The 20,849-nt window shown below is 68.6% G+C and carries 20 protein-coding genes and 1 tRNA gene; 9 read left to right on the forward strand and 12 right to left on the reverse strand.

The features are described 5' to 3' along the window. Positions 1-114 precede the first annotated feature (114 nt). Positions 115-951 carry an integrase core domain-containing protein gene (locus QZ258_RS06260; RefSeq protein WP_294179829.1) on the forward strand — a complete coding sequence of 279 codons (837 nt, stop codon included), beginning with the start codon at positions 115-117 and terminating at the stop codon, positions 949-951. Positions 952-985: 34 nt separating this feature from the next. Here the strand turns inward: QZ258_RS06260 and QZ258_RS06265 are convergent. Next, a tRNA-Ser gene (locus QZ258_RS06265) sits at positions 986-1,076 on the reverse strand. 104 nt (positions 1,077-1,180) lie between these two features. On the opposite strand from QZ258_RS06265, the gene QZ258_RS06270 reads away from it, so the two are divergent. The 3 genes from QZ258_RS06270 to radA all read left to right on the forward strand — a co-directional run bounded on the left by QZ258_RS06270 (position 1,181) and on the right by radA (position 3,717). Continuing rightward, the gene (locus QZ258_RS06270) at positions 1,181-1,543 is read left to right on the forward strand and encodes a helix-turn-helix transcriptional regulator (RefSeq protein ID WP_294179830.1); all 363 of its coding nucleotides are present in this window, start codon (positions 1,181-1,183) and stop codon (positions 1,541-1,543) included. Beyond that, the gene (locus QZ258_RS06275) at positions 1,540-2,013 is read left to right on the forward strand and encodes an SRPBCC family protein (RefSeq protein WP_294179831.1); all 474 of its coding nucleotides are present in this window, start codon (positions 1,540-1,542) and stop codon (positions 2,011-2,013) included. The genes QZ258_RS06270 and QZ258_RS06275 overlap by 4 nt, the downstream gene beginning before the upstream one ends. A 351-nt stretch (positions 2,014-2,364) precedes the next feature. Continuing rightward, positions 2,365-3,717: a DNA repair protein RadA gene (gene radA, locus QZ258_RS06280; RefSeq protein WP_294179832.1), complete on the forward strand. Its 1,353-nt coding sequence runs from the start codon at positions 2,365-2,367 to the stop codon at positions 3,715-3,717. Positions 3,718-3,994: 277 nt separating this feature from the next. Here the strand turns inward: radA and QZ258_RS06285 are convergent, their stop codons facing one another. The 8 genes from QZ258_RS06285 to ptsP all read right to left on the reverse strand — a co-directional run bounded on the left by QZ258_RS06285 (position 3,995) and on the right by ptsP (position 12,837). Then, entirely contained in the window at positions 3,995-4,360 is a 366-nt protein-coding gene (locus QZ258_RS06285) for an efflux RND transporter periplasmic adaptor subunit (RefSeq protein ID WP_294179833.1), read from the reverse strand. Between the two features lie 28 nt (positions 4,361-4,388). Beyond that, positions 4,389-5,567, reverse strand: a complete 1,179-nt coding sequence (locus QZ258_RS06290) for an efflux RND transporter periplasmic adaptor subunit (protein WP_294179834.1) — start codon at positions 5,565-5,567, stop codon at positions 4,389-4,391. A 353-nt stretch (positions 5,568-5,920) separates the two neighbouring features. Continuing rightward, positions 5,921-6,547 (reverse strand): hypothetical protein, encoded by a 627-nt coding sequence (locus tag QZ258_RS06295; protein WP_294179835.1) that lies wholly within the window; start codon positions 6,545-6,547, stop codon positions 5,921-5,923. Between the two features lie 9 nt (positions 6,548-6,556). Beyond that, on the reverse strand, positions 6,557-7,801 hold the full coding sequence (locus QZ258_RS06300; protein WP_294179836.1) for a GAF domain-containing protein: 1,245 nt from the start codon (positions 7,799-7,801) through the stop codon (positions 6,557-6,559). Between the two features lie 174 nt (positions 7,802-7,975). After that, the gene (locus QZ258_RS06305; protein ID WP_294179837.1) at positions 7,976-9,136 is read right to left on the reverse strand and encodes a mannitol-1-phosphate 5-dehydrogenase; all 1,161 of its coding nucleotides are present in this window, start codon (positions 9,134-9,136) and stop codon (positions 7,976-7,978) included. Beyond that, entirely contained in the window at positions 9,136-9,573 is a 438-nt protein-coding gene (locus QZ258_RS06310; RefSeq protein WP_294179838.1) for a PTS sugar transporter subunit IIA, read from the reverse strand. The genes QZ258_RS06305 and QZ258_RS06310 overlap by 1 nt, the downstream gene beginning before the upstream one ends. A gap of 21 nt (positions 9,574-9,594) precedes the next feature. After that, positions 9,595-11,112, reverse strand: a complete 1,518-nt coding sequence (locus QZ258_RS06315) for a PTS mannitol transporter subunit IICB (protein ID WP_294179839.1) — start codon at positions 11,110-11,112, stop codon at positions 9,595-9,597. A gap of 54 nt (positions 11,113-11,166) precedes the next feature. Next, positions 11,167-12,837 carry a phosphoenolpyruvate--protein phosphotransferase gene (gene ptsP / locus QZ258_RS06320; RefSeq protein WP_294179840.1) on the reverse strand — a complete coding sequence of 557 codons (1,671 nt, stop codon included), beginning with the start codon at positions 12,835-12,837 and terminating at the stop codon, positions 11,167-11,169. Between ptsP and QZ258_RS06325 the strand changes: the two genes are divergently transcribed. From QZ258_RS06325 to QZ258_RS06335, 3 genes are read left to right on the forward strand one after another with little or no spacing between them, the layout of a single operon-like run. After that, positions 12,836-12,979, forward strand: a complete 144-nt coding sequence (locus QZ258_RS06325) for a hypothetical protein (RefSeq protein WP_294179841.1) — start codon at positions 12,836-12,838, stop codon at positions 12,977-12,979. The genes ptsP and QZ258_RS06325 overlap by 2 nt on opposite strands. A gap of 5 nt (positions 12,980-12,984) precedes the next feature. Next, positions 12,985-13,773 (forward strand): DeoR/GlpR family DNA-binding transcription regulator, encoded by a 789-nt coding sequence (locus tag QZ258_RS06330; protein ID WP_294179842.1) that lies wholly within the window; start codon positions 12,985-12,987, stop codon positions 13,771-13,773. Between the two features lie 21 nt (positions 13,774-13,794). After that, positions 13,795-14,070 carry an HPr family phosphocarrier protein gene (locus QZ258_RS06335; RefSeq protein ID WP_294179843.1) on the forward strand — a complete coding sequence of 92 codons (276 nt, stop codon included), beginning with the start codon at positions 13,795-13,797 and terminating at the stop codon, positions 14,068-14,070. A gap of 48 nt (positions 14,071-14,118) precedes the next feature. Here the strand turns inward: QZ258_RS06335 and QZ258_RS06340 are convergent, their stop codons facing one another. The 3 genes from QZ258_RS06340 to QZ258_RS06350 form a co-directional block, all read right to left on the reverse strand. Beyond that, positions 14,119-14,619, reverse strand: a complete 501-nt coding sequence (locus QZ258_RS06340; RefSeq protein WP_294179844.1) for an amino-acid N-acetyltransferase — start codon at positions 14,617-14,619, stop codon at positions 14,119-14,121. Between the two features lie 25 nt (positions 14,620-14,644). After that, positions 14,645-16,372, reverse strand: a complete 1,728-nt coding sequence (locus QZ258_RS06345) for an aminotransferase class V-fold PLP-dependent enzyme (protein ID WP_294179845.1) — start codon at positions 16,370-16,372, stop codon at positions 14,645-14,647. A 344-nt stretch (positions 16,373-16,716) separates the two neighbouring features. Then, positions 16,717-19,224: an ATP-dependent Clp protease ATP-binding subunit gene (locus QZ258_RS06350; RefSeq protein WP_294179846.1), complete on the reverse strand. Its 2,508-nt coding sequence runs from the start codon at positions 19,222-19,224 to the stop codon at positions 16,717-16,719. Between the two features lie 130 nt (positions 19,225-19,354). Here QZ258_RS06350 and QZ258_RS06355 point away from each other — a divergent pair, with 130 nt between their 5' ends. Further along, entirely contained in the window at positions 19,355-20,353 is a 999-nt protein-coding gene (locus QZ258_RS06355) for a pirin family protein (RefSeq protein WP_294179847.1), read from the forward strand. Continuing rightward, positions 20,353-20,847: a hypothetical protein gene (locus QZ258_RS06360; protein ID WP_294179848.1), complete on the forward strand. Its 495-nt coding sequence runs from the start codon at positions 20,353-20,355 to the stop codon at positions 20,845-20,847. Before QZ258_RS06355 ends, QZ258_RS06360 begins: the two co-directional genes overlap by 1 nt. Positions 20,848-20,849 lie beyond the last annotated feature (2 nt).

Below are 20,849 nucleotides of genomic sequence, written 5' to 3' on the forward strand. Positions count from 1 at the left end.
CGGCCATCGCTCGACCGAGCCGGTTCATTACATCGAGACGAGAAGCAATAGTCAGCATTCGATGACTATACAGCTCTCGATGAACTTACGTCGAGCTACGCTGATCTCTCCGCCGTGTTGCGACGATCATCTGAATTCGCCTACATTCGCTTCGAAGCATCCCAACCCAACGAGACCTGGCAATCCGACATGACCCACTGGCGCCTTGCCGATGGCACCACGGTTGAGATCCTGACATTCCTCGACGACTGCTCCCGCTTCGCGATCTCGATCACCGCCCACCCCACCGTCACCACAACAACCCTGGTCGACGTCTTCAACACCGCGATCACCGCCCACGGTTGCCCCGCCTCAACGCTCACCGACAACGGGATGATCTTCACCGTCCGACTCGCAGGCCGCCGCCGAGAAGGCGGCCGCAACGCCTTCGAGCACGAGCTTCAGCGTCGTGGGATCCGACAAAAGAACGGATCACCCGCTCACCCGCAAACCCAAGGCAAAGTCGAACGGTTCCAGCAGACGATGAAGAAATGGCTCACCGCCGCGACACCCGCCGACACGCTGCAGCAGCTCCAGCACGACATCGACGCGTTTCGTGAGCACTACAACCAGCACCGCCCTCACCGCTCGCTGCCTCACCACGCAACCCCGGCGACTCGCTACCAGGGCCTGCCCAAAGCAACCCCCAGCACCGCCACGACCGACAGCGCGCATCACCGCGTCAGACACGACCGGATCGACAAGAACGGCACCGTCACACTCCGCGTCGCAAGCCGGCTCCGCCACATCCCACTCGGCCGCGCCCACGCTCGAACCCGCGTCCTGATCCTGGTCCAGGAACTCGACGTCCGAGTCATCAACGCCAGCACCGGCCAACTCCTCCGCGAGCTCACCATCGACACCACCCGCGACTACCAACCCCTGGGAACCAGAAAACCCCCGAACCAATAGGTTCGAGGGTTTCCTATGTCCTGAGAGAGGACAGTGGCGGTACCGGTGGGATTTGAACCCACGGTGGGTTTAAGGCCCACACAACTTTTCGAGAGTTGCACCTTCGGCCGCTCGGACACGGTACCGCCGACCATCCTAACGCAGGGATGCGGGCTTGCCGAATCGTGCTTGACGCATCCATTCAACCGGTCTAGCCTCGTATTCAACCGAACAGTTGAATAAGGAGACGATGGGCGAGAGCGACGCGAACGACCAGCTCGACCGGGCCTTTTTGGCGCTGGCCGATCCGGTCCGGCGCAGCATCATCGCCCGGCTGAGTCGCGGGCCAGCCACGGTCAACGAACTCGCCGAGCCCTTCGACATCACGGTGCAGGCCGTCTCGAAGCACATCGCCGTGCTCGAACAGGCCGGTCTCGTGACGAGAACACGGGATGCCCAACGGCGCCCCGTGCACCTCGACCCCGCGGCCCTCGAACGCCTCACGGCGTGGATCGACCGCTACCGCCTCGACGCCGAGCGGCAGTTTCGCGCGCTCGACGGGCTTTTGGCCCGAATGACCGACCCAACCACAACCTCAGGAGAGAAGCCATGAGCAACGCATTGACCGTCAACGCCCCCGAAGGCCTGCCCTTCGTCACGTTCGAGCGCGAGTTCGACGCCCCCGTTGCGGCGGTGTTCCGCGCGCACCAGGACCCCGAGCTCGCGAAGCAGTGGCTCGCGCCGGAAGGCTACGAGATGGTCATCGACCGCTACGACTTCGCCACCGCCGGCGGCTACCGCTACCTGCACAAGAACGACGGCGAGGAGTACGCCTTCAACGGCGTCTATCACGTGGTGCGCGAGAACGACCTCACGACTCAGACCTTCGAGTTTGAAGGCTTTCCCGACGTCGTCACCATCGAAATCAACCGATTCATCGACCTCGGCAACGGCCGCACGAGGATCGAAGGGCAGTCGACCTTCCCGAGTCTCGAGGCCCGCGACGGCATGGTCGAGAGCGGCATGGAGGTCGGGATGGTCGAAAGCTACGACAAGCTCGACGCGCTGCTCCCCTCCGCCTGAGCGGGCACCGGCCCGGCTGCCCGCTCGCTGATTCACGAAATGCAGGAGAACCTGCCGTTCGGGTCGGCCGCGCTCCCGCCACGCGGGCATCCTTCGCGAAATCTCCTGCATTTCGTGAACAACGGCGGGGGCAGCGGCGGATCGAGGTCGGCGCCTCGGTCGCAGCCGCATCCGCTCGTGCGACGCGCTTCAGCCTCCCCCCTTCGACGAAATGCAGGAGATTCTGCAATTCAGCCCCACGGCACCCCCGCCACGCGGGCGCAGGGCGCGGAATCTCCTGCATTTCGTGAACAACGGCGGGGGCGGGACGGATGCGCGGGCGGCGTCGGCGGCCGCGCCTAGGCTGTCCGCATGGCTCGCCCCGCATCCGCCGCATACCGCTGCACCGAGTGCGGCTGGACCGGCGCCAAGTGGTACGGCCAGTGCCCCGAATGCCAGGCCTGGGGCACCGTCGCCGAAGCGGATGCGCCCCGCAGCACCGTCTCCGCCGCCAGCGTGAGCGCGGCGCGCGCCGCCCGCCCGATCACCGAACTCGACACGAACGCCGTCCCGCGCTGGGGCACCGGCATCGCCGAACTCGACCGTGTGCTCGGCGGCGGCATCGTGCCGGGTGCCGCGATCCTGCTCTCCGGCGAACCGGGCGTCGGTAAGTCGACGCTGCTGCTGGAGGCCGCCGCCCGTGCCGCCGCGACCGGCCGTCGGGTGCTGTACGCGAGCGCCGAAGAGTCCACCGCGCAGGTGCGGCTGCGCGCCGAGCGCACCGGGGCCCTGCACGACGAGCTTTACCTCGCCGCCGAGACCGACCTCGCCACCATCCTCGGCCAGGTCGATGCCGTGAAGCCCGAGCTGCTCATCGTCGACAGCGTGCAAACCGTCTCGAGCGCGATGAGCGAGGGCGCCCCCGGCCAGCCCGCGCAGGTGCGCGAGGTCGCCGGCACGCTCATCCGCGTCGCCAAGGAGCGCGGACTGCCGGTGCTGCTCGTCGGCCACGTCACCAAAGACGGTTCGATCGCCGGCCCGCGACTGCTCGAACATCTCGTGGATGTGGTGTGCAGCTTTGAGGGCGACCGCCAGACGAGCCTGCGCTTCGTGCGCGCACTCAAGAACCGCTTCGGTCCCACCGACGAGGTCGGCTGCTTCGAGATGACCGGCGATGGCATCGCCGAAGTGCCCGACCCGTCGGGGCTGTTCCTGTCGCGCGGCGGCACCCCGGTCAGCGGCACCTGCGTCACCATCGCGCTCGAAGGGCGGCGCGCGCTGCCGGTCGAGGTGCAAGCGCTCGTCGTCGGCACCCAGGCCCCGCAGCCGCGTCGGGTCGTCGGTGGTGTCGACTCCTCGCGGGTGGCCATGCTGCTTGCGGTGCTTGAGCGGCGCTGCGGGCTGCGCCTCGGCCAGATGGATGTGTACGTCTCGACCGTCGGGGGCATCCGGCTCGTGGAACCCGCCGCCGACCTCGCGATCGCGCTCGCCATCGCGAGTGCGGTGAAGGATGTGGCACTGCCGCAGACGCTCGCGGCGGTCGGCGAGATCAGCCTCGCGGGCGAGATCCGCCCGGTCGCGGCGGCGAAGCAGCGCGCCAGCGAGGCGCGCCGACTGGGGTATTCGACGGTGCTCGACCAGGAGGCCGGGCCCTTGCGCGAGGCGCTGCGGCGGGCGTTCGCGGCGGCGGATGCGAGCACGCCGGCGGGGGTTCCGGAGTTCTAGCGGTTTCGATACGTCGCTGCGCGACTACTCAACCCGCGGAACACGCGGTTTCGATACGCCCTCCGGCCTACTCAACCGGCTCAGGTCGCCGGTCGAGTAGGGCGCGCAGCGACCGTATCGAGACCAGTGCCCGTGCAGCACCGCGGTTCCGATACGCCCTGCGGGCTACTCAACCCGCGGAACACGCGGTTTCGATACGCCCTGCGGGCTACTCAACCAGCAAGACGGCCTGCCCGACCGGGTCTCAGCTCCCGGTCGAACAGGCCGCGCGGCGAGTTTAGCGCCCGCCGACTCCCCCGGGCCGGACGCCGTCCGGCAGCGTGCCGCCGAACCCCGCGCCCGTCTCCTCGGTCGTTCCCCCGAGGTCGCTCAACCCGCCGGTCTCGGTAATGGTCTCCTCGGTCTCGGCCGTCAGGTCCGCGATCACCACCACGTCACCCACCGTGATGCCCGAGACGATCTCGACCACTTCGGTGCCGAACGCGCCCACCTCGACGGGCACGGTGGCCAACTCGCCGCCGTCGAGCACCGAGACGGTGTCGCCGGCATCCGAGCGATGCAGGGCCGAGATCGGGATCACGACCACACGGTCCGCGGTCGCCACCGACACCGCGACCTGCGCCGCGGCCCCGTTGAGGAGCACCGCATCACCCGTGTCCGCTTCGCCGCGCTCACTGGCCCGGCGCCTGTCCGCCGAAGTCGGGACGCTCGCCGGTCCCGAAACCCGTACCGGGCTCGAAGTTGCCCGTGAAGCCCTCGGGGAAGCCGCCGGTCGTGCCGGCGTTCCCTTCGCCCGGGGTGAAGGTGGCGACGAGGACTTCGTCGCCCTCCGCGATCCCGGAGATGATTTCGGTCAGCGTGCCGACGGTCTCGCCCACCTCGACGGTGGTGACGACCTGCTCGCCGTCGGCGGTGATGACCGTGACGGTGCTCGTCTCTCCGTCGGTCGTGACCGCGGCGCTCGACACGGTCAGCACGTCGGTGCGCCGTTCGTAGATGATCTCGGCGGTCACCGAGATGCCGTCGAACAGGCCCTCGGCCGTGCCGGTGACGTCAATGCTGACCGGATACGCAGCGGCACCCGTGTCGGTCGAGGGGAGCATCCCGACCTCGCTCACGACGCCGAAGAACGCCACACCGTCATCGGTGGCGAGTTCGACCTGGTTTCCGACCGCGAGCAGGGCGACGTCGGCCTCGCCGACGGTCACATCGACCGCCCACGCGTCGGTTCCGACGATCGTGAAGGCGGCCGCGCTTGCGCCGCCGGCGGCGGATCCGACCGAGTCCCCGACCTCGACGGCCACGGCGGTGATGACGCCGGCCGCCGGAGCGGTGAGCGTCGCGTCGTCGACGGCGTCTTCGGCATCCTCAACGGCCGCTTCGGCGACCTCGACGGCCGCGGCGTTGGCCGAGATCTGCGCGAGATCGGCCGTGCTGCCGTCGCTTTCGTCAGAGCTGTTGGAGAGCTTCGCTTCCGCGCTCGCGAGGTCGGCCTTCGCCTGAAGCAGGGCCGCGTCGAGGCTGAGCGTGTCGACCGTCGCCAAGGTGTCGCCCGCCTCGACGGTGTCACCCTCCTCGACCGCGACCTTGGTGACCGTGCCCGACACCGCGAACGAGACCTCCTCGTTGACGAGGGGGCTGAGCGTGCCGGAGGTCGAGACGCTCTTGTCGAGGGTTTCGAGGCTGGCGATAGCGGTGGTGGTGATGGTCTCTTCGCTCGACGAGGCGGTCGCCGGCAGCACGACGGTCACCACGACGACGGCGGTTGCGGCAACTACGGCAGCGGCGGCGGACCCGATGACGATCCACCGGCGACGGCGTAGTTGCGCGAAGGCGCTGCGGAAGTTCATGATCTCCTCTCGGCCGCGCGGCATGCGCGGGGATGCATGACCCGAAAGCTACGGACGCGGTCTATGCGCGATCGTTCTGCTTCCTGAGAAACAGCCGCGAGAGGGGGGCGGTTTCGATACGTCGCTCCGCGACTACTCAACCCGCCCAACTCGCCGGTCGAGTAGGGCGCGAAGCGCCCGTATCGAGACCAGCGACCGCGCGCACAGACGCGGTTTCGATACGGCCTCCGGCCTACTCAACCGGCCCAACTCGCCGGTCGAGTAGGGCGCACAGCGCCCGTATCGAGACCAGCCCCGCGCGCAACTGCGCGGTTTCGATACGTCGCTCCGCGACTACGCAACCGGCGGGTGGGCTAGTTGAGCAGGAACTGCTTCGTCTCGGCCGACTCGGCCTCACCGAGCTTCACCGTGAGGTGGTAGCTCGCCCCGCCCGCGATGACCTCGGGCCGGGTGCCCGAGCAGGTGTCGGTGGACGAGCGCGTCCGGTCCCAGGCGAACGGCGTCGTCGCGAGCGTCTGCCCGGGCTCGAGCACGATGACCGACTCGGTCGGCTCCTCCTGGCAGTCCGTCGACGTCCAGATCTGTTCGGCACCGCTCGTGATCAGGTACTCCTGCGCGCCCGTGCCCACGTCGTAGCTGCAGGCCGCGGCGCCCGCATTCTCGATCTCCATCGAGAGCATCGGCTGCTCGGAGTTGCCGTAACTCGACGCGTCGGTGACCGCCGTGAGACGCACCATGGCGGGATCACAGGCCGCGGCTTCGCTCGGATCGGCCGACGGATCGGTCGTGGCGGCATCCGTCGCCGCGGGCGAACTGGTCTCGACGGGCGCGGGCGTCGACGCGGGCTCTCCCGCCCCAGGACGAACAACGATCAGCACGATGACGATGACGACGGCGAGCACGCCGAGTCCGACGAGCGCGCGACGTCGCCAATACACCGAGGGCGGCTGCGGGCCGACCGGATGACGGAGCGTCGACATGCGGACAGGTTAACGCCGACGCAGCGGCCATCCTGTCTCCCGCGCGGGGGTCGACGAAACCGCCGCAACGGGCTGATCGGCGAGTTCCGCCTCCACCATGAGCGCGAACTCACGCAGGCTCGACAGATCGATCGTGTCGCGATCGCGCGGGGACGAATCGAAGACGCACACCACGCCGACCGGCTCGCCCGAGGGCGCCCGAACCGGGTACCCCGCGTAGAACCGCACGCGCGGCTCCTCGATGACGAACTTGTTGTGCACGAACCGCGAGTCGCGAAGCGTGTCAGGAACGATGAGGGGTCGTCCGCTCTGCGCGGAGTGGTAGCAGAATGAATGCTCGATCGAGATCAGCGGAAGGTCGGGCCCGACGAGCGACTTGTACCACTGCTGGTTGTCGTCGACCAGCGTGAAGGCGGCGTAGCTGGTGCGAAAGACGGTTCGTGCGGCGCGGACGATCCGGTCGAAGCGCTCTTCGGGCTCGGTGCCCGCGATTCCGGTTCGGCGCACCGCGTCCGCGCGCTGCTCCGGGTTCAGTCGCTGCACGCTCGGCGGAGTTGCCGCAAGGGTGTCGGGCGAGACGCCATCGGCCAGAATCTCCGCCCAGAACGCGTAGCGCGCCGAGTCACCGTAGACGTTGTCGATGTCGCCGGGCGTCTCGGGCAGTTCAACGAAGGTCACGCCAAGGCGTGCGTCGCACTCTCTGCGTGTGAGCTCGTTGAGCTGACGAGCCCGCCGGTCGAGGACGCGTGCGAAGGGGCCGGCGAACACCGGGATCGAGGGGATCGGCTGGATTCCCGTGACCAGGATCTGCGTGCCGGGATCGCGACGCCGCTCGATCTCATCGAGCGCCCGGCGCAATTCCCACTCCCACTCCGCGCGCGACGTCATCGCCATGACGTCGTTGACCCCGAGCACGAGACAGACGATCGCGTAGACATCAAGCGGATGTCTCCGCAGCTCGGCCGCTGCGTGACGCATCTGCATGTCGGGGCGAACGGCCCCGCCGACGGTCACGCCACCGTGTCGCCGATGAGCCAGGGCGCGACAGAGCGTACCCACCAGGCCGAGCTCATGCGTGACGACACCCCACCCGCTCGCAGCACCAGAACCCACGACAAGCACTTCGAGCGCATCCGGACCGGCGGCGTGGGCGCGCGGAGCGTCGCGCGGCCGCGGCACCGTGTCGAGTTCACCTTCGCGCCATGCCGCCCACGCTCGCACCGGGATTCGAAGCACCGTCCATGGGTCAATCACGAACCCGTTCCACCCCATTTAATGCGAGGCGGCCGCGCCTCGGAATCTGCAATACCGCCCCCGCGGTGCGATGAGTGTACGTGATCGCGAGTCGAAGACATGCTCGATTTCAGAACGCACGACGTCGCCACTCGAACGCGTCCGCGCAACGCGCGGGCGACGGGCGTCCGGGGCTTACGCCCGCACGAGCGCGACGAGCGCCGGGAACAGCGGATGCCCGTCACCGATCCCGGTGACGGCCTCGATGAACGCCTCGGGCGTTTCGTTCCCGGCGCGCACCGCGTCGAGCCGCTCAGCGAGTTCGACCGCCTGCGGGTCGTCGTCAGAACGGAAGGCGAGGGCGGCCCCGATCGCACGAACAAGTGCGACGGGGTCGCCGCCGGTCTCGGCGATCTCGGCCGCGGGGCCGATGAAACGCTCGTGCCGCGAGAGCTTCCGCAGCGGTTCACGACCGACGCGTAGCACGGTGTCGGGCAGGTGCGGGTTGGTGAAGCGCACCACGTTCTTGTCGACGTAGGCGGCCTGCACCGCGGCGTCGATCCCGTGCTTGGCCACGAGCAGCGCGGCCGTCTCTCCGAGCACCGCGCGCACCTCGGCTTCGACCGCGGGCAGCGCGATCGCCTCGGCGATCGTCGTGGCCCCCGCCTGCACCCCGTGGTACGCGATCGTCGCGTGCCCGGTGTTGACAGTGAAGAGCTTGCGTTCGATGAACGGCCCGAGCTCGTCGACGAACGTCGCCCCGGGGATCTCAAGCTCGACGCCGTCGAGCGGCGGCTGTTCGATGACCCACTCGCAGTACGCCTCGACGGTCACATCGAGGCCCTGCCCGTCGGGCTGGCCCGGAACGATGCGGTCGACGGCGGTGTTCGCGAAGACCGCGCGTCCCGGAAGCGACACCTCGGGGCGCGCGGCGACGATCTCCTCGCGCAACCGGTCGGTCGCGTTGATGGCGTTCTCGCACGCCATCACGACGAGCGGCGGCGCCTCGGCCGCGCGACGCGCGATGCCTTCGGCGATCGCGGGCGCGACGAAGCGCAAGATGTTGGGGCCGACGGCCGTGGTGACGACCGTGGCGCGGGAGATCTCGTCGAAGAGTGCTTCGGCATCCGCCCCGCTGTCGATGCCGGAGACTCCGGTGACGTCGTGGTCTCGGGCACCCGGGCCGACCTCGAGCACGCAGTAGCGGCCCGCGTCATTGATGCTCGCGATCAACTCGCTCGCGACGTCGGCGAAGACCAGCCGGAACCCGGCCTCGTGCAGCAGGAGCCCCACGAAACCGCGACCGATGTTGCCGGCGCCGAAGTGGACCGCGGTGCGGGCGCCCGCATCCGACATCAGGCGTTGACCTCGGAGAGGATGTCCATCACCTCGGCGGGCGACGCCGCGTTCTCCAGCGCCGCCACCTCGTCCTCGTCCGAGAACACGATCGCGATGCGACCGAGGATGTCGAGGTGTTCATTGCCCTTGCCCGCCACGCCGACGACGAAGCGCACGGGGTTGCCGTCCCAGTCGATCGGCTCGGCGTAGCGCACGAACGACAGGGCGGATTCGAGAATCTCGTCCTTCGCCTCGTTCGTGCCGTGGGGGATGGCGAGAAGGTTCCCCATGTACGTCGACACCGTCTTCTCGCGTTCGATCATCGCGGGGAGGTAGGCAGCGCTGACCGCGCCGACTCCCGCGAGGATCTCGTGCGCCTCCCGGATCGCCTCGAGCTTGGTGGTGGCCTGGCCCTCGGTACGAATCTGGTCGATCGACAGGATCTGACGTGACATGGGGAACCTTTCTCGGTGTGCCTAGCTCGAAACCGGCTTGTTGCTGAGCATCTCAGCAACTTCGTCGTACTTCGGGCTGTTCATGAAGTTGTCAACCGACACGTGCACGGCCGACGGGTTGACGTGCTTCGCACGGTCGGTGAGCTCTGCCTGCGTGATGATCAGATCTTCCGTGCCGTCGAGGTTCGCGATCGCCTTGTTGGTGACCGTGACATCGGTGACGCCCGCCTTCTTGAGCTTCTGACGCAGAACCGAGGCACCCATGGCGCTCGATCCCATGCCAGCGTCGCACGCGAACACGACATTGTGAACCCCGCCGCTCTTCGCGGTCAGGCCGCTCAGCACGTCGGACTTCTTGCCCTTGTTGGCTTCGGTCTGCGCGATCGCCGCGGTGAAGGCCTCGTCCTCGTTGGCGAGGTCGCGCTTGCGGCTCGCCAGCAGGATCAGCATCGCGACGACGAAGGTCACGCTGGCCGACAGCACGACCGACAAGATCACACCGACATAGCTGGCGGGCTCGGTCTGGATCAGCACCGCGAAGATCGATCCGGGGGATGCCGGAGCACGAAGACCGGAGTCGAAGATCACGTTGGTGAGCACGCCCGTGGCGCCACCGGCGATCATCGCGAGGATGAGCATCGGCTTGGCCAGCACGTACGGGAAGTAGACCTCGTGGATTCCACCGAGGAACTGGATAACCAGCGCGCCGGGGGCAGTGGCGCGCGCGGCGCCGACACCGAACAGGGTGATCGCGATCAGCAGACCGGCGCCCGGGCCGGGGTTCGCCTCGACGAGGAAGAGCAGGCTCTTACCCGCCTCGGTGACCTGCTCGGTTCCGATCGGCGTGAACACACCGTGGTTGATGGCGTTGTTCAAGAACAGCACCTTCGCCGGCTCGACGATGATCGAGGCGAGCGGGATGAGTCCGGTCTCGATCAGCCAACCGACGGCGTTGCCGAGCACGTCGGCAATCCACTGGACGACCGGGGCCATCCAGAAGAACGCGGCGAGCGCGAGACCGAAGCCCAGGATGCCGGACGAGAAGTTGTCGATCAGCATCTCGAAGCCGGCCTTGACCTTGCCGTCCCACAGCTTCTCGAGCTGCTTCAGGATGTAGGCCGCGAGCGGACCGGTGATCATCGCACCGAGGAACATCGGGGTTCCCCACGCGCCGATGATGACACCCATCGCCACGACCGCACCGATCACTCCACCGCGGTGGCCGTAGACCATCTTTCCGCCGGTGAAGGCGATCAGGAGGGGAAGCAGGAAGAGAATCATCGGTCCGACGAGACCCTCGTAGGTCACGCCGTCGAACTCGCCACCACCGATGATGGGGGAGCCCTCCCAGCGCCACGCCTCGACGGGGCTGGCGTTGCCCACCCATCCGGTCGGGATGAAGAAGGCGGTGATGAGGCCCCACGAGATGAAGGCCGCGATGTTGGGCATGATCATGCCCGAGAGGAACGTGCCGAAACGCTGCACGCGCACTCGTGCACCGCCGCCCGTGGCGGCCGGTGCTGCTGACGTCGTTGTCATGGTGGTGTCTCTCCTTGTGTTGTGTGGTGGCTGGTGGTGCAGGGGAAGGACCGACTAAGCCGTCGGCACGATCGTGGCGGCGGCGCGAGCCGTCGCAGCGCTCGGGGCGGCGAGTGCCGCCTCCGCGAGGCGTCGCGCGTCCTCGGGGGTGCGCGACGCGAGCTCCGCACGCACCTCGGCGAGGGCGGCGGGAGTCATGGACAGGCTCGTGACACCGAGCCCCACCAACACGACCGCGAGCTGCGGGTCGGCGGCAGCCTCGCCGCACACGCCGACCGGGCGTCCGGCGGCGATGCCCGCATCGGCGAGCATCTTCACCAGACGCAGCACCGCGGGGTGCCAGGGGTCCTGGTAGTGCGCGACGCTGCCGAGCATCCGGTCGGCGGCCATCGTGTACTGGGTCAAGTCGTTGGTGCCGATGCTGACGAAGTCGCACTCGGCGAGCACCGCATCGGCCTGGAGCGCGAGGGACGGGACCTCGGCCATCACGCCGACGGTCTTGAGTCCGAGCTCGCGCGCGAGCGTGACGAAGTACTCGGTCTCCTCGGCGTCGGCGACCATCGGGGCCATCACCCAGAGGTCGGCCGCTTCGCCCTCGGCGGCGACCGCCGCTTCGGCGGCCACGAGCGCGACGAGCTGGTCGCGCAGGATCTCTTCGTGCTCACGCAGGGCGCGAATGCCCCGGAGGCCGAGCGCCGGGTTCTCTTCGTTGTCGGCGGTGAGGTACGGCAGCGGCTTGTCGGCTCCGGCATCCAAGCAGCGCACGACGACCTTCTTCCCACGGAAGTGCTGCAGCATTTCGCGGTACTGCTCGGTCTGGGTCTCGACGCTCGGGCGCTCGGTCGAGTCGAGGAAGAGGAACTCGGTGCGGAACAGCCCGACGCCTTCGGCGCCCAGCTCGACCGCCGCGGCGGCATCCTTCGACGAGCCGAGGTTGGCCAGCAGCGGCACCGGCGTGCCATCGGCGAGCGCACCGGGCGTGATCGGCGCGGTCGCAATCGCGGCGAGTTCGCGGATGCGGATCGCGGCGGTGTCGAGAGTCTCCGGGTCCGGTTCGACCGTCACCGTGCCGGCGGCGGCGTCGAGCACAACCTGGTCGCCGTCGGCGAGCGCCTCGGCTCCCGAGACACCGACGATCGCCGGGATCGAGCGCGCGCGGGCGAGGATCGCGGTGTGCGAGGTGGGCCCTCCTTCGCGCGTGATGAGGCCGAGCACGATGTCGAGATCAAGCAGCACGGTGTCGGCCGGCGCGAGGTCTTCGGCGACAAGGATGTAGGGCGTTTCGGACTCCGGAACGCCGGGCGCTGCCACGCCGCGGAGGCGCGCGATGATGCGCTGCGCGACGTCGCCGAGATCGGCGGCGCGCTCGCCCAGGTAGCCGCCGAGGCCGATCAGCATCTGCTTGAACTCGTCGAAGGCCTCGTAGACGGCACGCTCGGCGTTGGTGCCGGACTCGATGCGCGCCACGACCAGGTCCCGAAGCGCCGGATCCTTCGCCATCAGCGCCTGCGCCTCGAGCACGTCGCGCGCGTCGCCGCCGGCGACCGAGCCGCGGAACTCGAGGTCGTCGGCCACCTGAGCGACGGCCGCATCGACCGCCGCGATCGCGTCGGCGGCGTCACCGGAGAGCGGTTCCGTGTTCGGCGCGTCGAGCGGGGCAGCCATCCGCAGAACGGGGCCAACGGCCACGCGCCGGCCAATGCCGATGCCGTGCAGTTCGGGCATGGATGACTCCTTCATCGATCCGGGCGGTGGGGGCCTTTCCGGCGACATTACACGGATTGCCCCGCTCAAACAAACAATTCCAAAAGGAAAAGCAGAAAATCAAACTTTTGTTTGTGTTGGGACGGGGGTCGTGAGAAAGTGAATCCGATGTATGCACCGGAGCGGCACCAAGCAATCCTCGAACTCGCACAGAGTCGGGGACGCGTTGATGTGCGCGATCTCGCCGAGCAGCTCCAGGTGACACCGGAGACCATCCGGCGCGACCTCACCAGTCTCGAGCGCCGCGGACTCGTCCGGCGCGCGCACGGCGGTGCCGTTCCGATCGAACGCGCGAGCCTGCGTCACACGGTGCCCGAGCGTGAAACCGTCCAGGCGGCCGAAAAAACCGCCATCGCCTACGCGGCCCTCGCCGAAGTCCCCGACTCCGGGTCGATCCTGATCGACGCCGGCACGACGACCATTCGCCTTGCCGAAAGCCTGCCGCGTGACCGTCGTCTCACGGTTGTGACGCACTCGTTGCCCGTCGCGATGGCACTCGCCGACCGCGCCGAAATCGAACTGCACTTCTTGGGCGGGATGCTCCGCGGTGACTCGCTGTCGGCCGTCGGCACCTGGACCCACCAGATGATCGGCATGGTCGCCGTCGACGTCGCCTTCCTGAGTGTCAACGGCATCACACCGGAACGCGGACTCACCACCAGCAACCTGGCCGAGTCGGCGGTCAAGTCGGCCATGATCCGCGCCGCCCGGCGCACGGTCGTACTCGCCGATCACCGCAAGTTCGGCCGCGAAGAGTTCAGCCGGATCGCCCCGCTCGCGGCGGTCGACACGATCATCACCGACGAGAGAGTCAACCCCGAACTGGTCGCCGAAGTCGAGGCCGCCGGCACCGACGTCATCCGCGCGACCGTGCTGGCCGAGTCCCGCACCGCGTAGTTCCGAATCGAAGGAGAACCCATGTCAGAAGCGCAACGCACCGTCGAGTTCGGCTCGAGCGTCGGCCTCCACGCCCGCCCGGCCTCCGCACTCGCCAAGGCCGCGGGCGAGAGCGGACACACGATCACGCTCACCACCCCCGCGGGCAAGAAGGCGAACGCCGCGAGCATCCTGACCCTGCTCGCGATGGGCGTGAACCACGGCGACGAGGTGACGATCACCGTCGAGGGCGACGATGCCGACGCCGTCGCCGACAGCTTCGCGACGCTTGTCGCGAGCGAGCTCGACGCCGACTAACTCACGCGGGTCGAGTGCCGACGCAGTCGGTGTATCGAGACCCAGGCCCTACAACCGCTTCAGCATCCGCGTGTTGCCCAACGTGTTGGGCTTCACCCGCGCCAGGTCGAGGAACTCCGCCACGCCCTCATCCGGCGAGCGCACCAGCTCGGCGTAGACGTCCGGCGAGACGATCCCCTCCGAGATCGCCTCGAAGCCGTGCCGACCGAAGAACTCAGTCTCGAAGGTCAGACAGAACAGCCTCGACAGGCCGAGCTCCCGCGCATCCGTCTCCAACTGGTCCAGCAGCGCATGGCCGACGCGGCGGTGCCGCCACGCGTCGTCGACGGCGAGCGTGCGCACCTCACCCAGGTCTTCCCACATCACGTGCAAGGCGCCGCAGCCGACCAACCGGCCATTAGCCTCGGCGACCCGGAACTCCTGCACCGCCTCGTAGAACACCACGCGGTCCTTGCCGAGCAGGATGCGCTTCTCGACCAGCGGCGCGATCAGCGCGTCGATCGCGGGCACGTCAGCCGTTCGCGCGCGTCGCACCACCAAGTCGTTCACAACGCCCGACTCTACTGCGCCGCCATCACCTGTGAGCGACCGACGCCGCCGGAAGCTCGAACCAGAGCAGCTCCTCGAAGTCATCGCCGAGGCTCTCGCGGTCGGCCTGCTCCGGTACAGCGGGAAGACCTTCGAACAGTTCCCGCGCCTCGGCGAGGTGCTCGGCGAGCACCGACACCGGCGCACGGTCGACATGGTGTGGGGAACGCAAGACGCCGTCGTCGTCGTAGGAGACCATCGAGAGCCGCAGCGGGGGCTCGACGGCGCCGTCTCGGTGGCGCCACAGCCCGGTCGCCTTATCGAAGCGATAGCGCGGCAGGATCTTGTGCCCGTGATCGGCGACGAGCGTGATCGCCTCCACGATGTAGCGGAACACCTCCTCCTCGAGGAAGTAGTTGAAGTTGATGCGCACCCACCCGGGCTTGATGCCCTCGCAGCCGCGGGCGATCTCGCGCTCGAAGGCGTGGGACTGCTCCAGATCGATACCGAGCAGCCGGTGGCCGTACGGCCCGGCGCACGAACACCCGCCACGGCTCTGGATGCCGAACAGGTCGTTCAGGATTGCCACGACCGCGTTGTGGTGCAGGTAGCGACCGTCGGGTCGCCGCACCACGAACGACACAATGGAAAGCCGCTCCGCGGTGGGCGAGCCGAGCACCTGGATCTGTGGATGCTGCTGCCACACCGCGATGGCGCGCGCCAGGAAGTCGCGCTCGCGCGCCGCAATCACCTCCACTCCGACCTCGCGCTTGAGCCCGAAGACCAGCCCTGCGCGAATGGATTCGAGGATCGCGGGGGTGCCGGCCTCTTCGCGGTGGGTGACGTCATCCAGGTAGCGGTGGCCCTCCGGGTTGACGTACATGACGGTGCCGCCGCCGACGACCGTCGGGACGGTGTTGGTGAGGAGCCGCCGACTCACCACGAGCACGCCGGGGGTGCCGGGGCCGCCGATGAACTTATGCGGCGACAGGAAGATTGCGTCCTTGCGCGCGGCCGGGTCGCCGTCGCGCGGGTTCATCTCGATGTCGACGTAGGGGGCGGCGGCGGCGAAATCCCAGAACGCGAGCGCGCCGTGGGCGTGAAGCAGACGGGTGACGGTGTGGGTCTCGGTAATGACGCCCGTCACGTTGCTCGCCGCGCTAAACGAGCCGATCTTGAGCGGGCGGTCGGCGAACCGCTCGAGTTCGGTGGCGAGGTGGTCGAGATCGACGTGACCGTCCGCATCCTCGTGGATGGTCACGACGTCGGCAATCGACTCCCGCCAGGGCAGCTCATTGGAGTGATGTTCGAAGGGGCCGACGAAGACGACCGGGCGTTCGTGCGCGGGAATCAGGTCGCTCATCCCGTAGCGCGCATCGAGGTCGGCGGGCAGGCGCAGTTCGAGGATGCCGATGAGCTTGTCGATCGCGCCGGTGCATCCGCTGCCCGCGAAGATGACGACCGTGTCGTCGTCGCCGCCGACGGCCGCGTGGATCTCGGCGCGGGCGTCTTCGCGCAGACGCGTCGTCTGCAGGCCCGTGCCGCTCGACTCGGTATGGGTGTTCGCGTAGCGCGGCATCACCTCGTCGCGCATGAAGTCTTCGAGGAAGCCGAGGCTGCGACCGCTTGCCGTGTAGTCGGCGTAGGTCACGCGGCGGGGGCCGAACGGGCCGTGCATGAGCTGGTCGTCGCCGATGACGGACTCGCGGATGCGCGCCAGGATCGGCGGATCCGGGAGCCCCGGATCCGGCTCAGGAATCGCGCACGCATCCACCCCCTCAAGCTACCCCCCTCGATGGTGCGGCGGGGATGCATCCCGAGCGCTGGGGCGTGCCGCGCGCGGCACGCGGTTCGGGCGCGGGGTACGCGGTTCGGGCAGCGCGGGGCGGCGGGTGCGGCGGGGATGCATCCCGAGCGCAACCGAGTGAGGCGCGCGGCACGCGGTTGGGGCGCGGGGCACGCGGTGGCGAGGGGGAGGGCGGGCGCGGCAGCGGCGGATGCCCGACCTGCGTACGCAAAGACGGGAGCGCGTGCCGCCTGCGGCACTCGCTCCCGTCGTGTGTCACGCGTAAGGCCCGCGCCTCGCCGAACGGCGTGACGCGGGCCCCACACAACGACCTAATCGGTGATCGCGGCGACCTTCTCGTCGAGCTCCTCGCGACCCGGCTGACGCGCGGTCACGAAGGTGAACTCGCCCCCGCCGTCCTCGGCGCCGGTGCCCGGCTTGAAGTCGACCGACACGTGGTCGCCCGCCACCAGTCGACCGTGCAGGATCTCCTCGGAGAGACGATCCTCGATCTCCTGCTGCACCGCGCGGCGCAGCGGACGAGCACCCAGGGTCGGGTCCCAACCGATCTCGATGAGACGCTTGCGCGCCGCCTCGGCGACCTCGATCGTCATGTCGCGGTCGAGCAGACGCTCGCTGAGGCGCTTGACGAACAGGCCGACGATCTGCAGCAGTTCGTCCTGCGAGAGCTGCGGGAACACGATCGTCTCGTCGACACGGTTCAAGAACTCGGGCTTGAAGTGCTTCTTGAGCTCCTCGACAACCTTCGCCCGCATGGCGCGGTACGAGTTCTCGACGTTGCCCTCGAGCGTGAAGCCCACGGGGCCGCCGGTGATGTCCTTCGTTCCGAGGTTCGTGGTCATGATGATCACGGTGTTCTTGAAGTCGACGACGCGACCCTGGCCATCCGTCAGGCGTCCCTCTTCCAGAATCTGGAGGAGCGAGTTGAAGATGTCCGGGTGGGCCTTCTCGATCTCGTCGAAGAGCACCACGCTGAACGGCTTCCGGCGCACCTTCTCGGTGAGCTGGCCGCCCTCCTCGAAGCCGACGAACCCGGGAGGGGCACCGAACAGCCGCGAGACGGTGTGCTTCTCGCCGTACTCGCTCATGTCGAGCGAGATCAGCGCGTCTTCGTCGTCGAACAGGAACTCGGCGAGCGCCTTGGCGAGCTCGGTCTTACCGACACCGGTGGGGCCGGCGAAGATAAACGATCCCGACGGACGCTTCGGGTCCTTGAGCCCGGCGCGCGTACGGCGGATGGTCTTGGCGAGCACCGAGATGGCCTCCTCCTGACCGATGACCCGCTCGTGCAGGGCCTTCTCCATGAAGATCAGGCGCGAGCTCTCCTCTTCGGTGAGCTTGAAGACGGGGATGCCGGTCGCATTGGCCAGCACCTCGGCGATGACGCCCTCATCCACGGTTCCGGATGCGGCAACGTCACCCGCGCGCCACTGCTTCTCGAGGCGCAGCCGCTCGCCGAGGAGCTTCTTCTCCTCATCACGCTTGCTGGCAGCGGCCTCGAAGTCCTGGTCTTCGATCGCGGTTTCCTTTTCGCGGCGCACCAGGGCGATCTTCTCGTCGAATTCGCGCAGCTCCGGCGGGGCCGACAGGATCGACAGCCGCAGGCGCGCGCCCGCCTCGTCGATCAGGTCGATCGCCTTGTCGGGCAGGAAGCGATCCGACACGTAGCGGTCGGCGAGGTTCGCGGCGGCGACGATCGCGCCGTCGGTGATCGACACCTTGTGGAAGGCCTCGTACTTGTCGCGCAGCCCCTTCAGGATGTTGATGGTGTGCGGCAGGTTGGGCTCGTGCACCTGCACCGGCTGGAAGCGGCGCTCGAGGGCCGCATCCTTCTCGAAGTGCTTGCGGTACTCATCCAGCGTGGTCGCGCCGATGGTCTGCAGCTCGCCGCGGGCGAGCAGCGGCTTCAGGATCGAGGCGGCGTCTATTGCGCCTTCGGCGGCACCCGCTCCCACAAGGGTGTGGATCTCGTCGATGAAGGTGATGATGTCGCCGCGGGTGCGGATCTCCTTCGTCACCTTCTTGAGGCGCTCCTCGAAGTCTCCGCGGTAGCGGCTGCCGGCGATCAGCGAGCCGAGGTCGAGCGTGTAGAGCTGCTTGTCCTTGAGCGTCTCGGGCACGTCGCCGCGCACGATCGCCTGGGCGAGGCCTTCGACGACGGCGGTCTTGCCGACGCCGGGCTCACCGATCAGCACGGGGTTGTTCTTGCTGCGACGGGAGAGGATCTGCATGACCCGCTCCATCTCCTTCTCGCGCCCGATGACCGGGTCGAGCTTGCCGTCGCGCGCGGCCTGCGTGAGGTTGCGGCCGAACTGGTCGAGGATCTGGCTGCCCTTGTCGGGCGCCTGGTCGTTGCCGCCGACGGCGACCTGCTCCTTGCCCTGGTAGCCGGAGAGGAGCTGGATGACCTGCTGGCGCACCCGGTTCAGGTCGGCACCCAGCTTGACGAGCACCTGCGCGGCAACGCCTTCGCCTTCGCGGATCAGGCCGAGCAGGATGTGCTCGGTGCCGATGTAGGAGTGGCCGAGCTGCAGCGCCTCGCGCAGGCTCAGCTCGAGCACCTTCTTGGCGCGCGGGGTGAAGGGGATGTGGCCGGTCGGCTGCTGCTGCCCCTGGCCGATGATGTCCTGCACCTGCTCGCGCACGGCGTCGAGCGAGATCCCCAGCTCTTCGAGGGCCTTGGCAGCGACGCCTTCGCCTTCGTGAATGAGCCCGAGCAGGATGTGCTCGGTGCCGATGTAGTTGTGGTTGAGCATCTTCGCCTCTTCTTGGGCGAGGACGACGACCCGGCGGGCCCGGTCGGTAAAGCGCTCGAACATCTCGATCTCCATCTGGCACGGGGTGCGAGGGCCGCGCCGATACATCGAGAGTAACGACGGGGATTGGCGAATTGTCCCGTGTTCGCCGTGGGCGTGAGGCTGCCGGGGCGGGCGGACTAGCCTCCGATGCATGAGCAATCTGGAGGCCGACCCGGCCGAGCTCGTGTGCGGCCGCGATCCGGCGGTCGCCATCGAGGTGCTCGAACCGCGCGAGGTGCCGCTCGGCGGACCGCGCGCGATCACGGTGCGGCGCACTCTGCCGCAGAAGCACCGTTCGCTCATCGGGGCGTGGTGCTTCGCGGATCACTACGGACCGCATCCGCTGGATCACGCCGCCGTCATGGACGTGCCGCCGCACCCGCACACGGGTCTGCAGACGGTGAGCTGGCTGTTCGAGGGCGAGATCGAGCACCGGGACTCGGTCGGCAGTCTCGCGACGATCGTGCCCGGCCAGGTGAACCTGATGACGGCGGGGGCGGGCATCCAGCACTCCGAGGTGTCGACGGCGCGGGCGACCGGCCTGCACGGGGTGCAGCTGTGGGTGGCGCTGCCCGATGCCGATCGCCATCACGCGCCGTTCTTCGAGCACGACTCGCCCGCGCCGGTCTCGGTCGGTGCGGCGACGCTCCGCGTCTTCGTCGGCACGCTCGCCGGCTCCCGCTCGGCCGTCACCACCTTCTCGCCGCTGCTCGGCGCGCAGCTGGATCTTCCCGCCGGCGCCAGCGTCACGCTCGACGTCGACCCCGCCTTCGAGCACGGTCTGCTGGTGGATGCCGGCACGGCCTCGCTCGACGGCGTCGCGATCGCGCGCCATCACCTCGGCTACGCGCCACCCGGCGCCGCCGCCCTTCAGGTCGCGGCGGGCACGGAGCCGCTGCGCGCGATCCTGCTCGGCGGCGCACCGCTGAACGAGCCGATCCTGATGTGGTGGAACTTCGTTGGACGCACCCACGACGAGGTGGTCGCCTTTCGCGAGCAGTGGCAGCGCGAGGTGATCGACGGCACGGATCCGGACGGCCTCTTCGGCCGCGTCGACGGCTACCCGGGCCCGGCGCTGCCGGCTCCCGAGCTGCCGAACGTGCGGCTGAGGCCGCGCGACCTGCCGACGTCTGGGACCGCGAGGCCCTGATGTTCTGGCAGCAGGTTCTGCAGGCGATCGGCGCCGTCGCCGCCAGCCTGGTGCTGGCATTCCTGGTGGCGAGCGCGATCGTGGTGCTCGGGTTCCGAGCCCGGTCCCCTCGCATTCGGCGCTCGATCGCGCGTCTGAACCGCTCGGTGAGCAACCCGCGGCAGTTGGAGACGGCGGGTCAGCCGGGTGCGCCGTTCTCGGTGGTCCGCCACCGCGGACGCGTCAGCGGGCGCGAGTTCACGACGCCCGTCGGGGCGCTGCGCGAGGGCGGCACGGTCGTGGTGCCGCTGCCGTACGGCACCGGCGCCGACTGGGTGCAGAACGTCCTCAGCGCGGGCGAGGCTCAGCTGGAGTGCGAGGGGTCGACCCTGCGGCTGGTGAGGCCGCGCATCGTGCCCGTCGAGTCGATTCGGGCGTCGCTGCCGCGCGGCGACCGGTTCGCGACCCGGCTGTTCCGCGTGACGGATGCGCTCGAGGCCGACGTCGACGACTAGGG

Origin of the sequence: uncultured Schumannella sp., assembly GCF_905479755.1 — a bacterium.
GTDB lineage: Bacteria > Actinomycetota > Actinomycetes > Actinomycetales > Microbacteriaceae > DCRR01.